This window comes from Clostridium transplantifaecale (genome assembly GCF_900626075.1).
Classification (GTDB): Bacteria; Bacillota; Clostridia; order Lachnospirales; family Lachnospiraceae; genus Otoolea; species Otoolea transplantifaecalis.
In genome coordinates this window covers 52,739-75,449 of sequence record NZ_UYZY01000004.1, presented here as the reverse complement: position 1 = coordinate 75,449, position 22,711 = coordinate 52,739, and the positions used below count along the sequence as shown (strand labels likewise).

16 protein-coding genes are annotated in these 22,711 nt (G+C 49.0%); 6 read left to right on the top strand and 10 right to left on the bottom strand.

Translation table 11 applies throughout. The annotated features are described in order from the left end of the window. From EJL91_RS15380 to EJL91_RS15355, 6 genes are all read right to left on the bottom strand, one after another. Entirely contained in the window at positions 1–2,394 is a 2,394-nt protein-coding gene (locus EJL91_RS15380; RefSeq protein ID WP_125142860.1) for a potassium transporter KefB, read from the bottom strand. Positions 2,395–2,441: 47 nt separating this feature from the next. Next, on the bottom strand, positions 2,442–3,143 hold the full coding sequence (locus EJL91_RS15375) for a D-glycero-alpha-D-manno-heptose-1,7-bisphosphate 7-phosphatase (RefSeq protein ID WP_125142859.1): 702 nt from the start codon (positions 3,141–3,143) through the stop codon (positions 2,442–2,444). A gap of 51 nt (positions 3,144–3,194) precedes the next feature. Beyond that, positions 3,195–4,265 carry a GHMP family kinase ATP-binding protein gene (locus tag EJL91_RS15370; protein WP_125142858.1) on the bottom strand — a complete coding sequence of 357 codons (1,071 nt, stop codon included), beginning with the start codon at positions 4,263–4,265 and terminating at the stop codon, positions 3,195–3,197. Beyond that, entirely contained in the window at positions 4,256–4,966 is a 711-nt protein-coding gene (locus tag EJL91_RS15365) for a nucleotidyltransferase family protein (protein ID WP_125142857.1), read from the bottom strand. Before EJL91_RS15365 ends, EJL91_RS15370 begins: the two co-directional genes overlap by 10 nt. A 129-nt stretch (positions 4,967–5,095) precedes the next feature. Next, positions 5,096–6,172 carry a M42 family metallopeptidase gene (locus EJL91_RS15360; RefSeq protein ID WP_125142856.1) on the bottom strand — a complete coding sequence of 359 codons (1,077 nt, stop codon included), beginning with the start codon at positions 6,170–6,172 and terminating at the stop codon, positions 5,096–5,098. A 158-nt stretch (positions 6,173–6,330) separates the two neighbouring features. Then, positions 6,331–7,179 carry a MurR/RpiR family transcriptional regulator gene (locus tag EJL91_RS15355; protein WP_125142855.1) on the bottom strand — a complete coding sequence of 283 codons (849 nt, stop codon included), beginning with the start codon at positions 7,177–7,179 and terminating at the stop codon, positions 6,331–6,333. 232 nt (positions 7,180–7,411) lie between these two features. Here EJL91_RS15355 and EJL91_RS15350 point away from each other — a divergent pair, with 232 nt between their 5' ends. Then, on the top strand, positions 7,412–8,731 hold the full coding sequence (locus EJL91_RS15350) for an MATE family efflux transporter (RefSeq protein ID WP_125142854.1): 1,320 nt from the start codon (positions 7,412–7,414) through the stop codon (positions 8,729–8,731). A gap of 96 nt (positions 8,732–8,827) precedes the next feature. On the opposite strand, the gene EJL91_RS15345 is transcribed toward EJL91_RS15350, so the two are convergent. Continuing rightward, complete coding sequence (locus tag EJL91_RS15345) at positions 8,828–9,814, bottom strand: Gfo/Idh/MocA family protein (protein WP_125142853.1); 987 nt, start codon at positions 9,812–9,814, stop codon at positions 8,828–8,830. 153 nt (positions 9,815–9,967) lie between these two features. Between EJL91_RS15345 and EJL91_RS15340 the strand changes: the two genes are divergently transcribed. From EJL91_RS15340 to EJL91_RS15330, 3 genes are all read left to right on the top strand, one after another. Next, entirely contained in the window at positions 9,968–10,213 is a 246-nt protein-coding gene (locus EJL91_RS15340) for a hypothetical protein (RefSeq protein WP_125142852.1), read from the top strand. Between the two features lie 712 nt (positions 10,214–10,925). Then, on the top strand, positions 10,926–11,762 hold the full coding sequence (locus EJL91_RS15335; protein ID WP_125142851.1) for a histidine racemase CntK family protein: 837 nt from the start codon (positions 10,926–10,928) through the stop codon (positions 11,760–11,762). A 15-nt stretch (positions 11,763–11,777) separates the two neighbouring features. Beyond that, a complete protein-coding gene (locus EJL91_RS15330) occupies positions 11,778–12,680 on the top strand; it encodes a MerR family transcriptional regulator (RefSeq protein ID WP_125142850.1) in 903 nt (300 codons plus the stop codon). 236 nt (positions 12,681–12,916) lie between these two features. On the opposite strand, the gene EJL91_RS15325 is transcribed toward EJL91_RS15330, so the two are convergent. The 3 genes from EJL91_RS15325 to EJL91_RS15315 all read right to left on the bottom strand — a co-directional run bounded on the left by EJL91_RS15325 (position 12,917) and on the right by EJL91_RS15315 (position 19,017). After that, positions 12,917–14,215 carry a Na+/H+ antiporter family protein gene (locus EJL91_RS15325; RefSeq protein WP_125142849.1) on the bottom strand — a complete coding sequence of 433 codons (1,299 nt, stop codon included), beginning with the start codon at positions 14,213–14,215 and terminating at the stop codon, positions 12,917–12,919. 78 nt (positions 14,216–14,293) lie between these two features. Beyond that, the gene (gene hutH / locus EJL91_RS15320; protein WP_125142848.1) at positions 14,294–15,826 is read right to left on the bottom strand and encodes a histidine ammonia-lyase; all 1,533 of its coding nucleotides are present in this window, start codon (positions 15,824–15,826) and stop codon (positions 14,294–14,296) included. A 347-nt stretch (positions 15,827–16,173) separates the two neighbouring features. Next, positions 16,174–19,017, bottom strand: a complete 2,844-nt coding sequence (locus tag EJL91_RS15315; protein ID WP_125142847.1) for a tetratricopeptide repeat protein — start codon at positions 19,015–19,017, stop codon at positions 16,174–16,176. 273 nt (positions 19,018–19,290) lie between these two features. Here EJL91_RS15315 and EJL91_RS15310 point away from each other — a divergent pair, with 273 nt between their 5' ends. Both EJL91_RS15310 and hutI read left to right on the top strand, forming a co-directional pair. Further along, positions 19,291–21,315, top strand: coding sequence for a urocanate hydratase (locus EJL91_RS15310; RefSeq protein WP_125142846.1), 2,025 nt, complete (start codon positions 19,291–19,293; stop codon positions 21,313–21,315). 72 nt (positions 21,316–21,387) lie between these two features. After that, positions 21,388–22,641, top strand: a complete 1,254-nt coding sequence (gene hutI / locus EJL91_RS15305; protein ID WP_125142845.1) for an imidazolonepropionase — start codon at positions 21,388–21,390, stop codon at positions 22,639–22,641. Positions 22,642–22,711: the final 70 nt, after the last annotated feature.

Genomic DNA, 22,711 nt, shown 5'->3' with positions numbered 1-22,711 from the left:
TTACCGTACCTCCTGTTTCACACTGTCTGAAGTAATGTAATTCTCATCAAAGAGACGTAAATTCACCTCCGCCTCCTCCTTTGTCAGCTTTTCACGGCTGACCCGGGCCAGCGCATTACCGTTTTCAAAGAAGAAATCGGTCAGCACACCGTCCGCAATCAAATCCCGGAGCAGGCCATAGCTCCACTCCCAACTGTCTGTGCCGATATAACCGGCCTCCGCGTACACGTAATCCGTATCCGCATATTCCATATATTCTTCAAACGCCTCAGGGGAATTGACCAGTTCCACGTTTCCCCACGGCGACGTGATATCTTTGTACGACTGGACATTACAGGGAAATTCCAGGCAGAAGGGGTGATTTCCGAAAGCAATCACCCGGTTTGCCGGGTCGGATGAAAGCACCTGCCAGATGGCTGCATTTCCTTTTGCTATCATGTCCTCATGCTGTTTTGCCCTGTGGTTATATCTCCCTTTGTTAAGGACCTGAATCTCGGAGAATCCCGCCGACCAGGCCCAGTTTGTCTGCGACATCACCAGGATATTAAAAGTAAGAAGCGGCACGGTTAGCGCCAGAATCAGTTTTTTAAGGCTCTTCTCCTCCAACCGGTTCAGGCTTCTGCAAAACCACAGAATCAGGAAGGTATAAAGAAGCATAAAATAATTTCCATCCACCTGGTACAGCATGATGAGACTTACCATATTAACCGCCAGGAACGGCCAGAATATAACGGCCGCCGCCCGATTGATACAGTCTTTCTCCCGTTTTACCAAACCTGTCAGCCGAAACAGAATCATGCAGGCTGCTGCAAAGAAGAGGAATGACGTCCCCCATGCAATAATCACATGCCCCATATCCTTGCCTTCCGGCGCTAACAGGAGCTGCCAGAGCCTGCGGAGCAGTACGTGCAGGTTACTCTCATCCTGCCAGTTCTGCGGCAGTGAACCGGTGGCAAAAGGATATTTCATTTCAAACCCCAGCTTTGCAAAAATGGAGGTAAAAACGGAAGTCACCGGCATTCCCGTTATCATCATCGTCCTGCCCCAGATTCCAATCAATGCGGTTCCTGGTAAAACGAGCGCCGCCCAGTGCCTGACGGGAGCTTTAAGGGACAGTCTCTTTGAGAAAATCAGATAAAGTCCCATCATCCCGAATACGGCCGTGGAGAACACAAGGGAGGTCGGTTTCATCGTGAGTGACAGAAGGTAGGCCCCCGCCGCCAAAAGAAGCAGCGGCACATTCCCGTTGGAGATATCCGTATCATTAGAGATATCCGTACCATTAGAGATATCCGCACCATTAGAGATATCTGTACCATCAGAGATATCCGCCCTATGCTTTTGCGTGCTCACGACATATCTGAAAAAATACTCCAATATAATAAGCTGCAGAAGCCATGTGATGATATCGGGCTTTGCAGAAATTCCCATATTCATAATGCCGGGCAGGGACGCGCACAGCGCCGCCGCCAGAACAGCATACACCCGCTTCATAAAAAACCTGGCAATCCTGTATACAACCGTCAGCCCTATCACCGACAGCCAGAGGGTAAAAAACAGGAGATAGCTGTGTGAGGCCAAATCCGCCAGCGGCAGGGTCAGTACCTCCAGCCCTTTGGAATAGACGTAAGCCATTCCCACCAACCCCGGATTTTCGTAAATCCCGCCGCCCCCGGCCAGAATATACTCCGACCTGACGCCATACCACAGGGTGTCGAAATCAAGCGCAATGTTCATCCTGCCGGCCTGTATCAGCACGGCAATGAGAATAAACATAAAGCACAGCGGATAAAGGATTTTTCCGCCTGTTTCCAGCTGTCCGATTTCACGGTTTTCCTCAACGCCGCCGGATGTCTGCCTGCCTTCCAATCTTCTCCCGCGCAGTTTCCGCTTCACGCCGTAGAAAGCGTAAAGAAAGCCTCCGCCGCCCAGACAGATCAGACGCATTACCAGAATCCGGCCGATTCCGGCCGCCGAAAGAAGACAGAAGCAGAGAATTACTGCGCTGCTTCCCAGCAGAAAATCGGCGGGATATCCGCCCCGATCCTCTATTTTAAAAACATACTCCTTTAAAAACCGTCCGGCCAGCATCAGAAATCCCAGATATACCGCAGATACAGCCATCGGAAGAAACACCACGTGCAGCCAGCAGAACACCACAGCCAGAACCGCGGCCGCGGCCGCCTGCTTTCTTTTGTCCTTTATCAGGAAAAAGACTGTACCCGAAATAAGGAACAGAATGCCAATCTCCGCCAGCATCTTTGCCGATTCCGGCGTCTTAATATAATTTACAAGAAATCCTTCCCCGAAAAATAAGGTATGGACGGGGATTAAAATGGAGACTGCGGCTGCAAGTATCATGATTGCTTCTGCTATTCTGTTTCTTAACTGCATGTTCCGCCTCCTCCTGTCTTTGTTCTCTGGTTCTTCGGCGCTTGTCTTCAGCGCCTGTCTTTAATATCTTTAATATCCTTTCGGCCTTTACTGCCTTTTCCGCTCCATCTTCCCTCCGTCACGGCCTGCGCCGCCGCGAGAAGATCTTCTGCGTAAAAATCATAGTTTCCGTCCGCACATCCGCTGCCCGGCTCTGTTCCATCCTCTTTTTGAGATTCTCTGAGCGCCGCGCCGTATCCCGTGCCGACAAGAATACTTCTGATTCCAAAATTATGCCCGGCCTCGGTATCGATCAGTTTGTCCCCTATCATCCAGGAATTCTCCCTGTCGATTCCTCCGGCCAAATCCCGCTCCGCCGCTTCAAACATTCCGGTTCCCGGCTTGCGGCAGCGGCAGTTCTTCTTATATTCCCCGATTCCGTGCTCCGGGTGATGGGGGCAGTAATAAAATGCATCCACATGGGCGCCCGACTGCCCCAGAAGACCGTTCAGGTAGCGGTGCAGCGTTTCCACGTCCGCTTCCGTATAGTACCCCCTGGCCACGCCGGCCTGGTTCGTTACCACGATCACGGTGAACCCTGCCTCGTTAAACAGCCTTACGGCCTCGGCAGTTCCCGGTATCAGCACCAGATCCTCCGGCCTGTGCAGATAGTTCACTTCCGTATTCATCGTACCGTCGCGATCCAGAAAAACCACCTTTTTCGGTTTTTCATCCTGTTCCGGCTCCCTCTGATCTTTCATTGACGCCATCTCTTATCTCCCGCTATCCTTATGTCTGCTGAAACTGGTTCCGTTACCTGGTTAAAATTTGAACTGGTATTCCTTATCCGGCATCTGCACCTTCACATCCTGGTACTGCCATCTGTCGTCATTGCAGATCCAGCTCTGAGCGCCCCTGAGTTCAAAGTTCCAGTCCATGAGCTGGCCGCCGACCTCTTCCAGTCTGGCCGCCACCTTATGTTTTACATTGTAGGGACAGTATACCAGCAGGAAACCGCCGCCGCCTGCTCCCAGGAGTTTCCCGCCCAGGGCGCCGGCTTTCTTAGCCTCCTCATAAAGCGTATCAATCTGGGGATTGCTGATCTTGCTGCTCATTTTCTTCTTGCTCTCCCAGCCGTAGTCCAGAAGTTTTCCGAAATTGTGCAGATTTCCCTTCAGCAGCTCGTCCTTGATTGCATAAGAAAGAGCTTTTACCTCGCACATGGCGTCGAAGGCATCCTGTTTTTTGTAGTTGCTGACCTGATCCTTGATAATATTAGCGGAAACGTGGATATTCCCCGTATAACATAAGAGCAGGTTATACTGCAGTTCATTGATGATATCTCTCCTGATTCTCAGGGGATTGACCACCACGTTGTTGCGCCCGTGGAATTCGATAAAGTTAAATCCCCCAAATGTGGCCGCATACTGATCCTGGTAACCGCCCGCTATGTTTAAGTCGCAGCGTTCCACGCCGTAGGCCAGATCCGCCATTGCATAATTGTCGAACTCAATTCCTTTCCACCGCGCCATCGCAGTGAGAAGGGAGACCATGACGGTCGACGAGGTTCCGAGACCGGATCCCGGAGGCGCGTCACACTGAAGATAAACTTCGCACCCCTGCTTGATATCCATTGCCTTTAAGGCCGCCGTAACGAGATCCAGCTTGCCGTCATAAACATAATTTTCTTTTGTGTTATATTTCACCGTCATATCAAAATCCAGGGAATGTACAGTAATGTGATCGTCGTTCCTCGGTATGATGGAACAGTATGCATATTTATTGATTGTGCTGCCGATGATGGCCCCTCCCTGTTCCAGACAGAACGGTTCCACATCAGTTCCTCCTCCCCCGAAGCTGACGCGCAGGGGAGCTCTTCCTCTTATGACCATTTGATAACTCCTTTCTTCACGTCCTCCTGAAAGCGGAAATAATCGTCCGGCACGCCGATATCGATAAAGTAACCGTCATTGACAAAGCCGCCCAGCCGCCTGCCTTCCTTCATCCATCCGGGGATCATCTCATTTTCCAGTGAAACCTTTCCGGGTGGGATTTCATCAAGCAGTTTTCGGGACATCAGGTAAACGCCTCCGTTAATTGTGCCCGGCCGCGCCTCTTTTTCTTTCTCATTAAACCCGGTCAGCATCACGCCGTCCAGGACGGCCGCGCCATAGCGCGATACGTCGGGAACCTCCCGGAGCACGAGAGTCATATCCAGTCCGTTCTCTTCCTTTATCTTTACGAGCCTGCCGTAATCGATCCGGTAAAAAGTATCTGCATTGAGGACAAAAAAACTGTCTTCGGTTACGAAACGGCCCGCATTCCTGATTGCCCCCGCCGTACCCAGAAGTTCTTCCTCATAGGCATAGGATGCCCTGATCCCAAAGGCCTCTCCGTCTCCAAAATGCTCTTCCACCATGCTGCCCTTATATCCGACGGCAAAAATAATATCGGTAATCCCAAACCGCGCCAGCCCGCGGACCACGTATTCCATGAAGGGCCTGTCCCCAATCAGAGCCATTGGTTTGGGGCGGTCGCTAACCACGCTGCGAAGCCGCGTCCCCAGCCCTCCGGCCAGAAGTATTGCCTGCATCTTTATCCTCCCGTTTATAAACTGCCGTTATTGTCCGCGGAGCTTCTGTAAAATACCGTACAGAACAGCCTCCGTAGACCGTAACGCCCTGACTTATACTTGATTTTATAACTGTTCTTATGATTATTCTTATAATTGTTCTTTCATCTGCTCAAAAAATTTCCGGCTGAGTTCTTTATCCAGCACTCCTACATAGGCGGCCAGCAGCATCCATGTCTGCTCCAGCCCCTTAATGTGGGTGCGTTCCTGTCCGTGGGAAGCCGAAACTCCCGGGCCGATGAGCGCTCCGCGTATATCATTGCCTGCGGAAAGCGCGGAGGAAACGTCGGAACCATAGTGCGGGAAAATATCTACCGCATAATCGATTCCATATTCTTTTGCCAGGCCGATCAGCCTGTTCGTCATGTCAAAATCGTAAGGGCCGGAAGAATCCTTGGCACAGATGGATACACGGTACTCATCCCCGCTCAGATCATCCCCTAGGGCGCCCATGTCGATGGCAAGGAATTCCTCGATCTCTTCCGGAATATAGCTGCAACCGTGGCCCACCTCCTCATAATTGCTGATGGCAATTTTGAGAGTCTGCTCCGGCTGTTTTCCTGTCTCATGCAGATATTTGAGGAGTCCCAGTATGACTGCGGCGGACGCCTTGTCATCCAGATGCCTGGATTTGATAAAACCGCTTTCCGTGTAAACAAACTTCGGATCAAAGCTTATGAAATCCCCTGGGCCGATGCCCAGCTCCTCCACATCAGCTTTCTCCCGCACAATCTCGTCAAGACGGACTTCCATGTTGGCTTCCTTGCGCTCCAGCGTCCTGGCCTCATCAAAGGTGTGTACGGACGGGGCCTTTGTCTGAATCGTTCCGGTGAACGTTTTACCGTCCCTTGTCAGAATGCGGCAGTAGCTGCCCTCGATGGACTGCATCATAAACCCGCCCACCGATACGATAGCCAGAGTTCCGTCCGGCCTTACGGAACGCACCATGGCGCCCAGCGTATCCACATGGGCCGACAGCCCCAGAACCGTCTCCGTCTTTCCCGGCACGGTAATCAGCATTCCGCCTTTCCGGTTATAGGCAACCGGAAAACCAAAGCCGCTTACTTCCTTCTCTATCCTCTCCATCACCCTTTTTGTGTACCCCGACGGGCTGGGTATATTAACAATTTCATCCAGTATATTTACAATGTAGTTCATATCTCTCATTCTTCCCTCCTGCGGGCATAGCAAACCCAGTTTAACTTTTGTATTTTATCACATATCACTTTCATTTTCCACCCGATACCGCCACAAAAGGCCTGAAATCCACGAAAAGTAAGAAACCCGAAAACAAATATTAAATAAAAAGAAAGAACAGTACCGAATCAGTACTGTCCCGTCTCTCTTAAATACTCTTCCATTTTAATCAGCCGCTCCTCATTCTGTTTCTTGTTCTTCTTGCTGACAAGCCCCAGGAGGACTTCCATCGCCATGACGAGGGTTGTGTAGGAGTTGTAAAATGATATATTTTCCGTTGAATTTAAAATAACAGCCTCCGCTCCGGCGCAGAGAGGCGATGTATACTTATCCGTCAGGGCAACAATGTGGCTGCCCGCCCTTTTTGCCATATTGACCGCAAATACAGTATCGCTTGAATACCTCTCATAAGACAGGCCGATGACCGTATCCTTTTCCGTCAGATCCACCAGGGAGTCAACCAGAGGCTGGCTGCCGTTCACCACATAGACGCCGGAGCGCACGCAGCCCATCATGACGCCGAACGACGACGCAAAACCCGCGCAGGTCCGAAAACCCACAATAAAAACGCGCTCCGCTTCGGCTATCAGTCTTGCCGCCTTACGATAGTTTACATAATCAGCCGTTGTCTGGTCATTCTCAATATTTCTCAGCACATTATCTTTCAGTACCGCGATAATTTCATCCTCGGACAGAAGTTCCATGGACTTTATTTTCTCGTATGGAATCTGGGTCTTTTCCTTCTTCCGGTTCTCGGCCAGCTCTTCCTGCAGCGCCCTCTTGAAATGGCTGAAGTTCTCAAAGCCCAGTTTGGACGATACGCGCACGACGGAGGAAGGACTGACTCCCAATCTCTGGGCAATCTCCGCCGAAGTCATGAAACACGCCGCTTCCCGGTTTCTCAATATATAGTCGAGGACAATTTTATCCTTCGGCGTCAATTTGGCTTCACCGGGTATATTCTTAATTCTATCCATCTTATGCCCTCCTGTGTCTGCTGCCCATATCCCGGAGTCCGCGGGAAAATTCCGATTGACATCCCTCACTCCAGTAACTATAATTACACTAAGAAATGATTTTGTATATTCAACGTTGTTATTTTTATGATTTTCAAGATTCATTATAAATAATGATTTTGTTTTTGGCAAGAAAATTCTTATAAATTCCAGCTTTTTCCTAAAATTTATCATTAATCCGGGAGGACTTTTTATGGCTCGAGACATGACTCAGGGAAATATCACCAAACATCTTCTGACCTATGCCGTCCCTCTGATGTTCGCTAATCTTCTGCAGCAGCTGTACCAGACGGTTGACTCCATTATCGTGGGGCAGTATAACGGAAAGGAGGCGCTGGCCGCTATTGGGGCCGCAGGTCCCATCATGAATATTCTGATTTTCCTGATTGTGGGTCTCTCCCTCGGCGCTTCCATCCTGATGTCCGAATACTTTGGGGCGCACGACTACGACGCCCTGAAAGCAGAGATGGCAACCTCCCTCGTTTCCGGCTTCCTCCTGACGGTTGTACTCTCCTTACTTTCCTTTGCGGGCAGCGGTCTTTTTATCAACCTGACCAGGACGCCGGCAGAGATTGCGCCGATGGCCGCCGACTATTTGAGAGTTATCTCGCTGGGACTGATTTTTACCTTCTTTTATAACATACTGTCTGCGGGCCTGCGCTCACTGGGTGATGCCAGGGCTCCCCTTTACGTTCTCTGCATCACCACCGTGCTTCATGTTTTTCTGGCGGTTTATATGGTGGGCACGTTGAATATGGGCGTACAGGGAGCTGCCTATGCGACCGTTATTTCACAGGCCGTTTCCTCACTGATGCTGTTTATCTACATAAAACTCAGGGTACCTTATCTGAGGCTGACATTGACGGAGCTGCGCATCAGGATGGACTTTCTGAAAAAAACCATCGATTTCAGCGCCATCTCCGCCCTTCAGCAGACCGTGCTCTACATCGGACGGCTTCTGGTCCAATCGGGCATTAATACGCTCGGCGTCGACGCCGTGGCCGCCTTTAACGCCGTCTCCATCATCGACAGCTATATCCTGGCGCCCGGGGACAGTTTGGCCGCCTCCGTCACCACGTTTACTGCCCAGAATAAGGGTGCGAAGCAGTACAAAAGGATTCCTACCGGCCTGAAAACCGTTATGGTGATGGCCGAGGTGTATATTATCACCATCTCCGCCCTCGTACTCATCGGAAAAAACCAGCTTCTCGGCATTTTCCTGAAGCCGGAGGAGGTCGAAGCCATCCGGCTCGGAACTCTTTATATTGTACCAATGGCCTGCTTTTACTTTATCAGCGGCTTCACCAACAGCTTCCAGGGCTATTTCCGCGGTATCGGAAACCTTCGGGTTACACTGATCGCCACGGTAATCCAGATTCCTATCCGCGTTATCCTGACCTACTCCCTGCTTGGAAGATTCGGGATTCAGGCCGTTGTGATAGGTACGGCACTGGGCTGGATTTGCATGACTTTATATGAATTAATATACTATCGGAAATACGGCATCCATTAGAAAAGATGCGGACAGCCGGGCGGTAAAGGCAAAGGGATTCCCCATATTCTTTACTGCCCGGCTGTTTTACCGGCCATCTATAAAAAAGCCGCAGTTCTATTCCTCCTCCGGATATTTCATGCCCCATTCTCTGCGTATGTCCGTCATAATCTCCATGACATCCTCCGTGAAATCCAGATGCATCCTATCCGCCGCTCCAGAAACCGCCTGTTCCATATCAATAACCTCATACATCAGGGCATCCTCCGTCCTTCCCTCCTCTATCGTTTCCGTCCGGCCGTTTTCCGTGTAAGTGATGACTGCTTTCTCCGCCCTGGGGTAATCATAAATCTCAATATACCCCCTGTCGAATGAGACCATACCGCGTTTCGGCTGTTTCGCATGTAGTGAGAGTGAAACGGAAGCCATCTCCTGCGCCCGGTTCATCAGAAGAATTCCCGCCTGCTCATCCACCCCGGTGGGGGCAAACCTGACCTGTGACACGACCTGATCCGGCTTTTCGGACATGAACCATCTCACGAAGGAAAGGGCGTAAACTCCGATATCCAGCAGCGCTCCTCCAGCCAGCTCCCGGTTGAAAAAGCGGTTTTTCATATCATATTCCTTATAGCTGCCGAAATTCATCTGAATAAAACGGAGGGGTCCCAGAGCCCCTGACTCCGTTATCTCACGGATTTTCCTGTATACGGGCATGTGGTAAAGCGTCATGGCTTCCGCAAGGATAACGCCATGTTCCCGCGCCGTCCGGACCGCCAGCGACAGCTCCTCCGAATTAAGGGTAATGGACTTTTCACAAAGGACGTGTTTCCCGTTCCTCAGCGCCTCCAGAATAAACGTGATATGCGTATTATGCGGCGTCGTTATATAAATTATATCAATTTCATCATCGGTAAACATCTGATAAAAATCTTCATAAACTTTCTCAATCCCATACTTTTCAGCATATGCAACTGCCTTTTCCCGGGTCCTGTTTCCCACCGCATCGGGTTTTCTCCCCTGCTTTCCCATTGCCTCAGCCAGTTCATTGGCAATCACACCACAGCCCAGTACCGCCCAGCGGTAGTTCTTCTGATTCCTATCCATAGATATCCTCCCTCATATTGCTGTCACTGCAGGCGGCGGACAGCCGTCTTTCCGTCATGATAAAACGCGGGGGCGGGGTTGTCAAGGCTTATGTTTAGTTGAGATGCGAGGACGCCTCTGTGGGATGGCGGGCGGGGGAGTGGGAGGGTGTTTATGAGTCTTCAGTCCCGGTTTATAGGTTGTGGTGAGGGGGAATCCGGAGAAAAAAATTCCTGCGGGGACTCGCTCCCGCTTGTGAAGCGCACAGCGGATGCTAAGCTCGTGAGGGACCTCGCTAAGCACCGGCGGGCTTCAAGGTCTCCCTTCGGAAAGTTTTTCTCCTTCTTCCCCAGGCAGGTTATCGACGGGACTGAAGACTCAGCCAAGGATATTGCCCCGTCCGCCGTCCTCAGGGGCTGATTACCTCTTTCGTCAAGTGTGGACGCCCTATTTGTTGCGGCCACTACACAGTCGTAACAGATTCCGGCCATACCAGCTCCGCGTCTGCGGCCGCTGATTTGTTCTTTTTTTTATGGAACAAGGAAATTATCGCAGCCTCTACATCACTTTATATGACAAAAATCTCCCTCCTGTCCGGTATGGAATTATATTGTATTTTAGCCTTAGATTATTTAGTCCGATCTCATCTTTTAGTCCAACTTAATAGTTCAACTTAATATTTAGTCTGAATATAAAAAAATCACAACCATGTAGTGGCCGCGACAATACCTCCCCCTTACTTGACGAAAGAGACAATCAGCCCCTGAAGCCGGCGGACGGGGCAATAACCTTCGCTGAGTCTTCAGTCCCGCCGACAACCTGTCCGGGGAAGGAAGGAGAAAACTTTCCGAAGGGGACCTTGGAATCCGCCGGTGCTTGATGAGGTATTTTCGAATCTAGCATCCGTTGCGCATTCCACCAGCGGGAGCGAGTCCCCGTAGGAATTTTTTCTCCTGGATTCCCCCTCACCACAACCTACCAACCGGGACTGAAGACTCATATACCACCTCCCACCACCCCGTCCGCCGTCTTACAGAGGCGTCCTCCCATCTCAACATAAATCCCAATTCCTCTTGTAAATTCCCCCTCCAGGATGTATGTTATTCTTATGAACAATAAGGAGGGTTACAGAATGGAATTTACGTTAAAAATTACAATGGCCGATCCGGCCGGGAACCGGACAGCGTTTGCTGAGGGCGATGTTCCGCCCGAATTATATGCAGCAGTGGGTGCTGCTATTTTGAAGGAAGAAGATCTAAATGCCGAACAGGCAGGTTTTATTCTTCCGCCGCTCAGAGGCGCCGCCGGACGCATGGAGATGATGGGCGGAGAATTCTGCGGTAATGCATCCAGAAGCTTTGGCCTGCTGCTGGGCAGACGGAGCGGTATGAGGGCAGGCGGGCGTGTTCCTGTCGAGGTATCGGGCAGCAGAGATATTCTGGAGGTGCTTTTAGAAGATGACGGTTCCTGGGTATCCATGCCGCTTCCGCAGGCTATCACGGAGCTGACGCTCCCGGAAGAAACTGGCAGGGACAGCGGTATTGCTTCCTCTGACGGAAGCGGTCTTCTGCGTTTTCCGGCAGTGGTTCTGGAGGGAATTACCCACGTGATTCTTGAAAATGTCAAACCATCCGAGTCACTGGCCCACGCCGTCCTCGATAAAATGGCACAGGAGACCGACGTGGATGCAGCCGGAGCCATCTTTATAAACGGCGGTGAGATGACGCCCGTCGTTTGGGTAAGGGCAACCGACAGCTTTATCTGGGAAAGCAGCTGCGGCAGCGGAACCCTGGCTTCCACGGTGTGGCTTGGACGGGAGGTGAAGGACGGGGATTTCCGTCTTGAATTAAAACAGCCGGGAGGTGTTTTAAAAGCCGAATTTACAGCTAAGGACGGTAAGATCACCGATGCCAGAATCGGCGGCCCCGTATTCTTTGAGGAGCCCGTCATCAGAACGATTACGGTATAGCGCAGTGGAGCAATTATGAAAAATACATTCACGATTTCGGAAATAGCAGATTTCTTTAATATCTCCACACAGACACTGCGCTATTATGATAAGATTGGCCTCATGAAACCTGTAAAGACGGCCGAATCTTCGGGCTACCGTCTATACAGCGGGGAACAGTTTGACAAGCTTTACCTGATACGTGAACTGAAGCAGCTCGGGTTATCCCTGGAACAGATTAAGACTTATTGTGAAACGAAGGATATACGCGGTCTGGGCCGGATTCTCGATGAGACAAGCTTCTCACTGGAACGTCAGCTAAACGAACTCCAGTCTCTCAAAAAACATGTGGACGATTATCTGAGGAGCATCCGTCTTCTGGAGAACGCCCATGGGCGCAGTATCTGTGAATTCCGGCCGATCCGTGAGCGCTACGCTTATACCGTGGATATTAATTTTCAGGCAGAGCATCTCATGCACTACATAGACATCCTCCAGGAATCCTTTGCCCGCTCTTCGCTTCAGCATGTCGAGCCTGGACATATCATTCTGGGCATACACAGTAAAGAACTGGGAAAGAATAACCTGGATGGATATAATTTTATCGGCAATATGCTGAAACAGCCCGTCAACGATAAAAACGTGAGAACATTCCCGGAGGGACTGTATGCGGTGGCCTGCCACCTTGGCAGCTACGGAACAATATTTGAGACTTACCGGAAGCTTCTGCGCTATATCCGCCAGCACCGCTATACCATATCGGGCGATTCCCTGGAGGTTTCCATCACCGATATGGCGTTCACCGATAACCCGGAAGAATTTGTTACCGAAATTCAGATTCCTGTCGAAGAATCGGGGGTGCGGCCTGCGTCGGTAACGGAACCGGGAACAGCGCCGGAGCCGGAACCTGCGTCACTGCCAAAAACAGAATATTCATAACATAAACAGTAAAAAATAACCGTCAATTTAAAAAGCCGTTTCTTTCGGATTGCCCCTAAAACCTTGTTATGGGTCTGGGGATCCGAAAAGAACGGCTTTTGTTGTCATCTGATCTAGAAAAGAACAGGGAAAGGCGGCAGAGTGGGATGTATCTTGCCTATACATCTCTCTGCCGCCTTCGACGTGTTGTTTAAAGGGTTATTTTAAGTAGTAACAATATTCAGTTTTTAGTTTCCTTACAGTACCTGTGCTGCCAGGATAGCAGCGATCATTAACGGAATGTTGAAGTGTAAGAATGTAGGTACACAAGTATCCCAGATGTGATCATGCTGTCCATCAGCGTTCAGGCCGCATGTAGGCCCAAGCGTTGTATCGGAAGCCGGTGAACCAGCGTCGCCAAGCGCTGCTGCTGCAGACATCAGGACGATAGTAGCTGCCGGTGAAAATCCGATCTTAGAGCATAACGGAACGTATAATACTGCAAGAACAGGAACTGTACCGAAAGAGGTACCAATGCCCATTGTTACAAGAAGGCCAATCAGTGTGATAATGGTAGCCGCAATCAGTTTGCTTCCACCCATCAGTTTAATAGAACTGTCTACCAGTTCATTAACAGCGCCGGTATCTTTCAGAACCTGTGCGAATCCGCCTGCTACGAGCATAACGAATGCGATGAAGCCCATTAATTTGATACCTTCGTTGAACTGTTCGTCAATATCTTTTCTCTTAACAGCGCCTGTCAGGAACATTACAAGAAGTCCGCCCAGTGCTGCAAATGGAAGAGAGCCAAATTTAATCTGAAGAATTACTACAACAACGATAGCTGCGATTGTGCACCAATGCTGTGTAGTTAATTTCAGGCTAGATAATTCATGTGTTTCAGCAATCGCAATATCTTTATACTCACGCGGTTTTCTGTAGGTTACAAACAGCGCGATTAAAAGACCAATCAGCATAGCTACCGCCAGAATCCAGTTAACGGACGCTACCTCGTTCAGGGTAACTTCCATGCCATTCAGTGTCATATTGTCTTTGATGATACCCATAAAGATAAGACCAAAGCCCATCGGAATTGCAATATAAGGAGCTTTGTGGCCGAATGCGATGGCACAAGCCACGCCGCGGCGGTCAATCTTCAGCCTGTTCATGATTACCAGTAACGGCGGAATCAGAATCGGAATATAAGCAATATGTACAGGAACGATATTCTGTGATGCACAGGCAATCAGTGTGAGGATAAGAATCAGGATATATTTGTTCTCACCTACCACAGCGGCTACCTTCTTGGAAAGAATCGTTGTAATTCCTGTGTAAGCCATACAAGCGGCAAATGTTCCCAGAAGAACATATGCAAGCGCTGTCTCGCCATTTCCGCCAAGTCCTCCAAGCATGGAAGACAGTGTTCCAGCCACTCCCAGTCCACCGGCGATACCGCCGATGAACAGGGAAATAAGCATGGATAATAAAACGTTTACTTTAAATAAGCAAAGAATACATAATGATATAACTGCCAATACTACAGGGTTAGTTAACATAAAAGCCCTCCTTCTTCATACATACTTTGCTACTTTTCCACTCCCCAGAAAAAAAGTAAACAACACACACCCCTTAAATTAAATCTCAATAGAACCGCCGATTGCTTCCTCTACGGCCTTAACTAAGGAACCGTCAGCGATAATATTCTCACAGTAATTGATATCGTCATATAACGGACGATCTTCCTCGAGACGGGCAACTTCCTTACGAACTAAATCATAAGCGGCCTGTGTACCTTTACCAAGACCCTTGTTGCCTCTCATATCGATACCCTGGCATGCTACCATAAGGTCCATAGCCAGAACACGTCTTACGTTGCGGCCGATCTCTCCAGCCTGTCTTGCAGCGATTGTACCCATACTTACGTGGTCTTCCTGACCTGCGGAGGATGGAATGCTGTCTACGCTGGCCGGATGTGCCAGAACTTTATTCTCAGATACTAAAGCAGCTGCGGAGTACTGAACAATCATGAATCCGGAGTTAACGCCGCCGTTTGGTGTAAGGAATGCCGGAAGTCCGCTGTATGCCGGGTTAACAAGACGCTCAATACGTCTCTCTGCAACATTGGCTAACTCAGATTCTGCAATCTTTAAGAAGTCAAAGCTCAGTGCCATTGGCTGTCCGTGGAAGTTTCCGCCGGAAATTCCTGCTCTGTCGTCTTTGAAGATGATTGGGTTATCTGTTACGGAGTTGATCTCGATATTTACATGCTCTTTAACATAGTTAACTGCATCTTTGCTTGCGCCGTGAATCTGTGGGCAGCAGCGTAAGGAATAAGCATCCTGTACACGGATTTCGCCCTGGCGTGTTGTATTCTTGCTGCCTTCCAGAAGCTTTAACAGGTTTCTTGCTGTTGCAAGCTGTCCGGAATGCGGGCGTACATCATGTACTCTGTGGTCAAGTGCATCTACAACGCCGTTCTGAGCCTCGAAGTCCAGAGCTGCCGTGATATCTGCTACTTTCAGAAGGTTCAGTGCATCGTAAAGAGCAAGGGAACCTGCGGAGGTCATAGCCTGTGTACCATTGTTCAGTGCAAGACCTTCTTTAGCGGATAATTCGATAGTCGGGATACCTGCTTTTGCCATAGCCTCAGCGCCTGGAAGAACTTCTCCCTCATACTCTGCAAGGCCAAGTCCGATCATCGGAAGTACCATATGGGATAATGGAGCAAGGTCACCGGAAGCTCCTAATGAACCTTTCTCAGGAATGATTGGTGTAACGCCCTTGTTCAGCATATCAACCATGGTCTGAAGTGTCTCAAGACGGATTCCGGAGAAACCTTTTGCCAGGTTGTTGATACGAAGAAGCATGATTCCTCTTGCGATATCTTTTGTGAAAGGATTGCCTGCGCCAACTGCATGTGTGATGATCAGGTTTTTCTGTAAGTCTTTGCACTGATCCTGGGAAATAACAACATCACTGAATTTTCCGAATCCTGTTGTGATTCCGTAAACTACCTTCTCTTCTGCTATTAAATCATCTACGATCTGTCTGGATTCCAGAACGCTCTTTTTGGTCTCCTCCGACAGCTCAAGTGTTACGCACTCACGGCAAACTGCTACGATCTGTTCAACTGTTAAATCCTGTCCTGTAATTACTACTTTGTTCATCTTATCTTCTCCTTTACTGCTGTTTTTTCATACTGTTACTCGCCCTTGACGCTCTCATTTCGTCAGGGCAATTGATGGGATTATTATATTACATGAAGCGTCAAAAAAGCGTCAAAACTTGTAATATTACTGACAAAATTTATTTTTTTTATATGTTTTCATACTTCTCCACTTTACCTTGATAGCATGACAGACTTCTTAGCTTTACCATGGTAATGCACCAGTTTTTTCACTTTAATGTGTTACCAAAACGAGGTATTTTTTAAAGAAACCTCACCGGATAAGGCTAAAAAGGCCGCGGAAAGCTCTTTTTTGATGAACTTCCCGCGGCTAAACCGTCGAATTTTCTATTCCAGTTCCTTCCTGACCGTCTCAAGAAGCAGTTCCGTCGTCGGATTTCCTATCTTGGCAGACAATTCCATGCCCTTCCTGTAATGCTCCTCCGCCTCTTCCCGGCGCCCTGTCTTCAGGCAGGTCATGGCAAGGTAAGTCTCCGCCCTCTCAAGGCCCCATCTGTATCCGTTCTTTTCCAGGCACTCCCTTGCACGCTCGAGATAATTGAAAGCCTCCTCGTATCTGCCCTGGCTGTACATGACCTGGCCGATATTGCAGTATACCTGGCCCAGTCCGTTCGTCTCCACAGGTCCTTTTCCCACCGTAATTCCCTTTGTGTAGAATTCCAGCGCCTCGTCATACCGATCCTGAATCCGGTAGATATCGCCGATATAATTATAGCAGGCCGCAATACTGGCCGTATACTTTCCTTCTCCGTCTTCCAGCTCCCGGAATACCATCAGCGCCTTCTGGAGGACTTCCTCCGCCATCCTGTACTCCTGCCTCTGCACATGGTACCAGCCCTTGAGGCGCAGGAAGGTGGCGTATTCGTCTTTCTCTTCCTTTTTAATACATCCCAGACCCAGGTTCACATATTTATCCACCTTCTCCAGATCTTCCCTCTGGATTCCGTGGAATATCTGCTGTTTGTAGCAGGCCAGCAGGTTCTTGTTGGCGTTCAGCTTCTGGGCGAGGAAAATGCTCTTCTCAATATTGGCGATTCCGCTGTCATATTCCCCCATGGCAATGTCGTATCTGCCCTTGATGTAATGCATCTCCATCTTCATACGGCGTATCTCCCTGGAATCGTCTTTCAGGTTGATGACATCCTCCGCCAGCTCAAGCATCTTCTCCGCCTCGGCCATAACGCCGAAATCATCTCCGAAGTCGGAGGCCTCCGTGTGAAGCACAGGGAAATTCTCATTGATGACCGTATAAAATTCTTTCAGATAACGTATCTGGTACTGATAGGCTTTAACCTGGTCGTGGCACTTGTCGTAATGATAAACCACCAGCGGCAGCACCATGAAATCCTGCTCCGCCTGGGCCTCATAATATTCTGCCAGCATCTTATGGTACAGCTGGCGCTTTCCGTTGCTCTGTTTTTCGTAAATGTATTCCTGGAAGATGCGGTGGACAAATTTGTAATAAACATTCCATCCAACCAGTACCTCTTTAATAAGGAAACCTTCCTGCAACCGTTCGAGGATTTTGAGAAGCGTGAGACGGTCCATCCCTTTCATCAGGAGCTCGATTTCCTCAATGCTTATCTTCTCCGGGAAGACCGACATGCAGTCCAGCACTTCCTTCTCATCCTGGGATATGCCCGAAAGTCTCGCCTTGATGACAAAGTTTGTTTTCGGTGACTTTTCAAGCGTATATCCTTTCTCCCTGATGATGTTAATCATCTCCGTCAGGAAGAAAGCGTTGCCGTCCGTCAGTTCATAGAGTTTCTGACGTTTATCCGGCTCCGAATCGAGTTCCGGAAGCGTCTTATGGAGAATCTCATCGGTCTCATCCCTTGTAAACGGCTGAAGCGACAATAGTTTGACAAAATCCCTGCGCACCAGGGGTTCCAGAGACTCCATCACCTCCACCTCGCTGCTCCTGTTATAGGTGCAGATCGTAAGCAGGGCAGCCGGTTCCAGCATAAACTGCAGCCGGCACATCAGCTGAAAACTCATCTGATCCATCCACTGGATATCGTCAAAGGCCAGAACCAAGCGGTACTTCTTTGAAATCTCCGTAAAGAGGCTGATGACCGTCTTCTCAATCATCTGGTAGGTCATCCTTCCGCTTTCCCGGTCGTCGCCCACGCCTCTGTTCAGGATCTGGGTCAGCTTCTCCTCCTGTCCGGGTGAGAGCACGTCCTTAATCATCCCATTCTCAATACACTGCTGAATCTCCTGGAAAATATCGTTCCATGGATTTAAAAAGAAATCGGCTCCCTGTCTGTAACACACTGCATAGAGAGTAATCATCTGTTTGCCGGCGGCAAGCTTCAGGCCACATTCCAAAAATGACGTTTTTCCGACGCCCTCCTCGCCTTCGATGGCCAGGCATCCCACCTTCTCCCCTGCCGTACGCTCCAGGAACCCGCTGATTTCATAAAGTTCTCTTCTGCGTCCGATAAAAGGAAGATCGACGGAGACGCCCTCCGTCTTAACATGTTCCTTGACGTTGAAGACCTGATGGAACAAATCCTTGACCTTTTGGGACGGTTCCATATCGAGCTCTTCCTGGAACAGCTTCAGGAGATCGTAATACAGGCGGATTGCCATCGTATAATTCCCGTTCTCCGCATATACGTTCATGATCTCATAATATAATTCTTCATTATAGGGATCATTTTTAATAAGGATATTACTATATTTCTGAATCAGGGAAACGTCCTTTTTCTCCCGGGCCTCATCCAGGTATTCCCTGGCGCTCTTTGAGATGTCCTGGCGCTGTTCTTCCCTGACGCCTCCCACCCATTCTTCAAACTCATAGCAGTTCTTAATATAAAAATGGTCCAGAAATACACCGGCCTGTCCGGCATCTGAACCCGTATTATAGTCCAAATCAATTTTCACCGGATAATCGGGATTCAGAGCAATCCCAGTATGACCCGTCGTTATTAAAATATCTTTGTCCAGAAAACGTCTAACCTGATAAACCGCATCCCGAAGCTTCTTCTTACCGGTGGTCTCGTCCTCGTCCCCCCACAAAAGGCAGATGACCTCCTCCCTGGTAACCGTCTTCTTTACACAGAGATAGTACAAAAATCCCTCTACTTTTTTATAAGGGAAATTAACCTTCTCCCCATCTGCAAAAATCGTCGGATTTCCACACAGGTTAATTTCAACTTTCTTCATGGCGCCTCCCCTGACATTTATACTTTACCGCAAAACTCTCGCTGTCCGTCAAAAAGACCCTGCCGCAAAACGTGGGTTTCTTCTATAAGATCTATTATATTTCAGTATACAAAACCTGACGGGTACTGTCAACTCTGACGTCCAAAGAAGGTTGACAGGATTATTTTTAAAAAGATTAAAATTATCAATTAATATTGACGTTTTTTGGACTCCGCATTGTTATAATAAGCTCAGAAAGTTAAAAAAACACATAACAGAAAGGACGAGATAGCAATGAACAATAGTGAAATCGGAAAAGCTATGACAATCAAACTTGACCCGGTACTCCCGGAGTATCCCGTTTTTAAAGAAGGCATCCGCCGCGCTCCAATGAGAGAGCTTACCTTATCAGATCACGAGAAAAAACTGGCTGTAAAGAATGCCCTTCGTTATATCCCAGAAGAGCTTCACGAGCAGTTAGCTCCAGAATTCATGGAGGAGCTTCTCACACATGGACGTATTTACGGATACCGTTTCATGCCGAAGGGAGAAATCCACGGAAAACCAATCGATGAATACAAAGGCAACTGTATTCAGGGTAAAGCATTCCAGGTTATGATTGACAACAACTTAAGCCATGAAATCGCTCTTTATCCATATGAACTTGTTACTTACGGCGAGACAGGCCAGGTTTGCCAGAACTGGATGCAGTACCAGTTACTGAAAAAATACCTTGAGGTTCTGACAGACGAGCAGACACTTGTTGTTATGTCCGGCCATCCTCTTGGACTGTTCCATTCCCACAAACAGGCTCCGCGTGTTATCATCACAAACGGCCTGATGGTAGGTGAAGGCGACAACCCTGAAAAATGGGCAAAAGCAACCGCTATGGGATGCTCTTCCTACGGACAGATGACAGCCGGCGGCTGGATGTACATCGGACCGCAGGGTATCGTTCACGGAACATTCAACACAATCTTAAACGCAGGACGTAAGTTCCTTGGCGTTCCGGCAGACGGAGATCTTGCAGGCCATTTATTCGTAACAAGCGGACTTGGCGGCATGAGCGGCGCTCAGCCAAAAGCAATCGAGATCGCCGGCGGCGTTGGTATCGTTGCCGAGGTTGACTATTCCAGAATTGAGACAAGACACAGCCAGGGCTGGGTAAGCAAAGTTGCCGAGACACCGGAAGAGGCATTCAAACTGGCTCACGAATACATGGAGAAAAAAGAAGCTATGTCTATCGCCTTCCACGGCAATATCGTAGACCTTCTTGAGTATGCGGTTAACGAGAATATCCACATTGAGCTTCTCTCCGACCAGACATCCTGCCACGTACCTTACGACGGCGGATACTGCCCACAGGGTCTTACCTTTGAGCAGAGAACCGAAATGCTTGATCATGACAAAGAGAACTTCTGCAAGATGGTAGATGAAACTCTGACAAAGCATTTCCACTTAATCCAGACTCTGGTTTCCAGAGGTTCCTACTTCTTCGATTACGGCAATGCATTCATGAAGGCCGTATACGATGCAGGCAATAAAGATATTTCCAAGAACGGCGTAGATACAAGCGAAGGCTTTATCTTCCCATCTTACGTAGAAGATATCTTAGGACCGGAGTTATTCGACTATGGTTACGGCCCGTTCAGATGGTGCTGCTTATCCGGCAAACACGAGGATCTGGTTAAAACAGACCACGCTGCCATGGATATCATCGATCCGAACAGAAGATTCCAGGATCGCGACAACTGGGTATGGATCCGCGACGCTGAGAAGAATAAACTCGTTGTTGGTACACAGTGCCGTATCCTTTACCAGGATGCACTTGGAAGACGCGATATCGCCCTCAGATTCAACGAGATGGTTAGAAACGGAGAAATCGGACCGGTTATGCTTGGCCGTGACCACCATGATACAGGCGGTACAGATTCTCCATACCGTGAGACAAGTAACATCTATGACGGTTCCAACTTTACTGCTGATATGGCTACTCACTGCTTCGCAGGTAACGCAGCAAGGGGTATGAGCTTAATCGCTCTCCACAACGGCGGCGGTACAGGTATCGGTAAAGCAATCAACGGCGGTTTCGGCCTCGTTCTGGACGGTTCCGAACTGACAGACCAGATTATCCGTGAGTCTATTCCGTGGGATACCATGGTTGGTGTTTCCAGAAGAAACTGGGCAAGAAATGAGCACTCTATCGAGACTGTTGCTGAATACAACAAACAGTTTGCAGACACAGATACAATCACAATGCCTTACATTGCCGATGACGCTCTGATTGAGAAAGTTTTCAAAGAGGCAACATCCAAATAATGCTACTATTATCTTACAGAGGCTGTTGTTTTATGGCAACAGCCTCTGTAAAGTATATAAGAGAGGTAAAATATGACGAAAAGATATATCCGACACGCTTCCGAGCTCGTAACCTGCAAGGGCCAGGCTCCTAAACGCGGCAAAGAGATGTCCGACATCGGCCTCATCGAGGACGGCGGCGTCCTGATCCACGATGATAAAATCTTCGCGGTTGGCACAACAGAAGAACTGGATAAAATGATTAATCCGGATGAATACGAAATTATCGATGCAACGGGAAAAACCGTACTTCCCGGCTTCGTTGACTCACATACCCACTTTGTGTTCGGCGGTTACCGCGCCGATGAATTTACCTGGCGTTTAAAAGGCGACAGCTACATGTCTATCATGGAGCGCGGCGGCGGCATTAATGCCACCATTAACCCTACTAAGAGCGCAACACAGGAAGAACTGGTCGAAGTTGGCCGCGAGCGCTTAAACCGCATGCTGGAATTCGGCGTTACCACCGTGGAAGGCAAGAGCGGCTACGGAATGGACTGCGAGACAGAGTTAAAACAGCTCCGCGCCATGAAAGAACTGGACAAAATCCATCCGGTCGACATTGTCACCACCTTCCTTGGACCGCACAGCGTGCTTCCCGAGTACAAGGGCAAAGAGCGCGAATTCATCGACATGATGATTAAAGAAGTAATGCCAAAGGTAAAAGCAGAAAATCTGGCCGAGTTTGCCGATATCTTCTGTGAGAAGGGCGTTTTCAATATCGAAGATTCCGAGTACTACCTGAATACGGCAAAAGAGATGGGCTTTAAGCTGAAAATCCATGCTGATGAGATGTTCTCCCTCGGCGGAGCTGAACTGGCATCCAGAACCGGCTGTTTTTCGGCAGACCACCTTTTAAAAGCATCCGACGAAGGTATCAAACAGATGGCTGCATCCAGTGTCATCAGCACGCTTCTTCCTGCTACGGCATTCTGTCTTAAGGAAGAGTACGCTCCTGCCAGAAAGATGATTGACAGCGGCTGTGCGGTAGCCATCGCTTCCGATTTAAACCCGGGAAGCTGCTTTACCAACAATATTCCTCTGCTTGTAGCTTTAGGCTGCATTTACATGAATATGTCCATCGAGGAAGTAATCACCGCTCTGACCATCAACGGCGCCGCCGCTGTAGACAGGGCCGATCAGATTGGAAGTATTGAGGAGGGTAAAAAGGCAGATATCATCTTCCTGAAATATCCTTCCATCAACTATATGCCATATCACACCACCATCAATCTGGTGGAGACTGTGATCAAGAACGGCGAAACCGTATACCACAAAGAGTGGTAAATTAATTATTGCCAACTGTCACCTACCATAAGAGGCGCCCGGGAATGAATCCCGGACGCCTCTCCTCATT

What these genes read in the sequence shown, in the direction of transcription:
- EJL91_RS15380 (WP_125142860.1), bottom strand. Translation starts at nt 2,394, where the DNA reads ATGCAGTTAAGAAACAGAATAGCAGAAGCAATCATGATACTTGCAGCC.
- EJL91_RS15375 (WP_125142859.1), bottom strand. Translation starts at nt 3,143, where the DNA reads ATGGCGTCAATGAAAGATCAGAGGGAGCCGGAACAGGATGAAAAACCG.
- EJL91_RS15370 (WP_125142858.1), bottom strand. Translation starts at nt 4,265, where the DNA reads ATGGTCATAAGAGGAAGAGCTCCCCTGCGCGTCAGCTTCGGGGGAGGA.
- EJL91_RS15365 (WP_125142857.1), bottom strand. Translation starts at nt 4,966, where the DNA reads ATGCAGGCAATACTTCTGGCCGGAGGGCTGGGGACGCGGCTTCGCAGC.
- EJL91_RS15360 (WP_125142856.1), bottom strand. Translation starts at nt 6,172, where the DNA reads ATGAGAGATATGAACTACATTGTAAATATACTGGATGAAATTGTTAAT.
- EJL91_RS15355 (WP_125142855.1), bottom strand. Translation starts at nt 7,179, where the DNA reads ATGGATAGAATTAAGAATATACCCGGTGAAGCCAAATTGACGCCGAAG.
- EJL91_RS15350 (WP_125142854.1), top strand. Translation starts at nt 7,412, where the DNA reads ATGGCTCGAGACATGACTCAGGGAAATATCACCAAACATCTTCTGACC.
- EJL91_RS15345 (WP_125142853.1), bottom strand. Translation starts at nt 9,814, where the DNA reads ATGGATAGGAATCAGAAGAACTACCGCTGGGCGGTACTGGGCTGTGGT.
- EJL91_RS15340 (WP_125142852.1), top strand. Translation starts at nt 9,968, where the DNA reads ATGAGTCTTCAGTCCCGGTTTATAGGTTGTGGTGAGGGGGAATCCGGA.
- EJL91_RS15335 (WP_125142851.1), top strand. Translation starts at nt 10,926, where the DNA reads ATGGAATTTACGTTAAAAATTACAATGGCCGATCCGGCCGGGAACCGG.
- EJL91_RS15330 (WP_125142850.1), top strand. Translation starts at nt 11,778, where the DNA reads ATGAAAAATACATTCACGATTTCGGAAATAGCAGATTTCTTTAATATC.
- EJL91_RS15325 (WP_125142849.1), bottom strand. Translation starts at nt 14,215, where the DNA reads ATGTTAACTAACCCTGTAGTATTGGCAGTTATATCATTATGTATTCTT.
- hutH (WP_125142848.1), bottom strand. Translation starts at nt 15,826, where the DNA reads ATGAACAAAGTAGTAATTACAGGACAGGATTTAACAGTTGAACAGATC.
- EJL91_RS15315 (WP_125142847.1), bottom strand. Translation starts at nt 19,017, where the DNA reads ATGAAGAAAGTTGAAATTAACCTGTGTGGAAATCCGACGATTTTTGCA.
- EJL91_RS15310 (WP_125142846.1), top strand. Translation starts at nt 19,291, where the DNA reads ATGAACAATAGTGAAATCGGAAAAGCTATGACAATCAAACTTGACCCG.
- hutI (WP_125142845.1), top strand. Translation starts at nt 21,388, where the DNA reads ATGACGAAAAGATATATCCGACACGCTTCCGAGCTCGTAACCTGCAAG.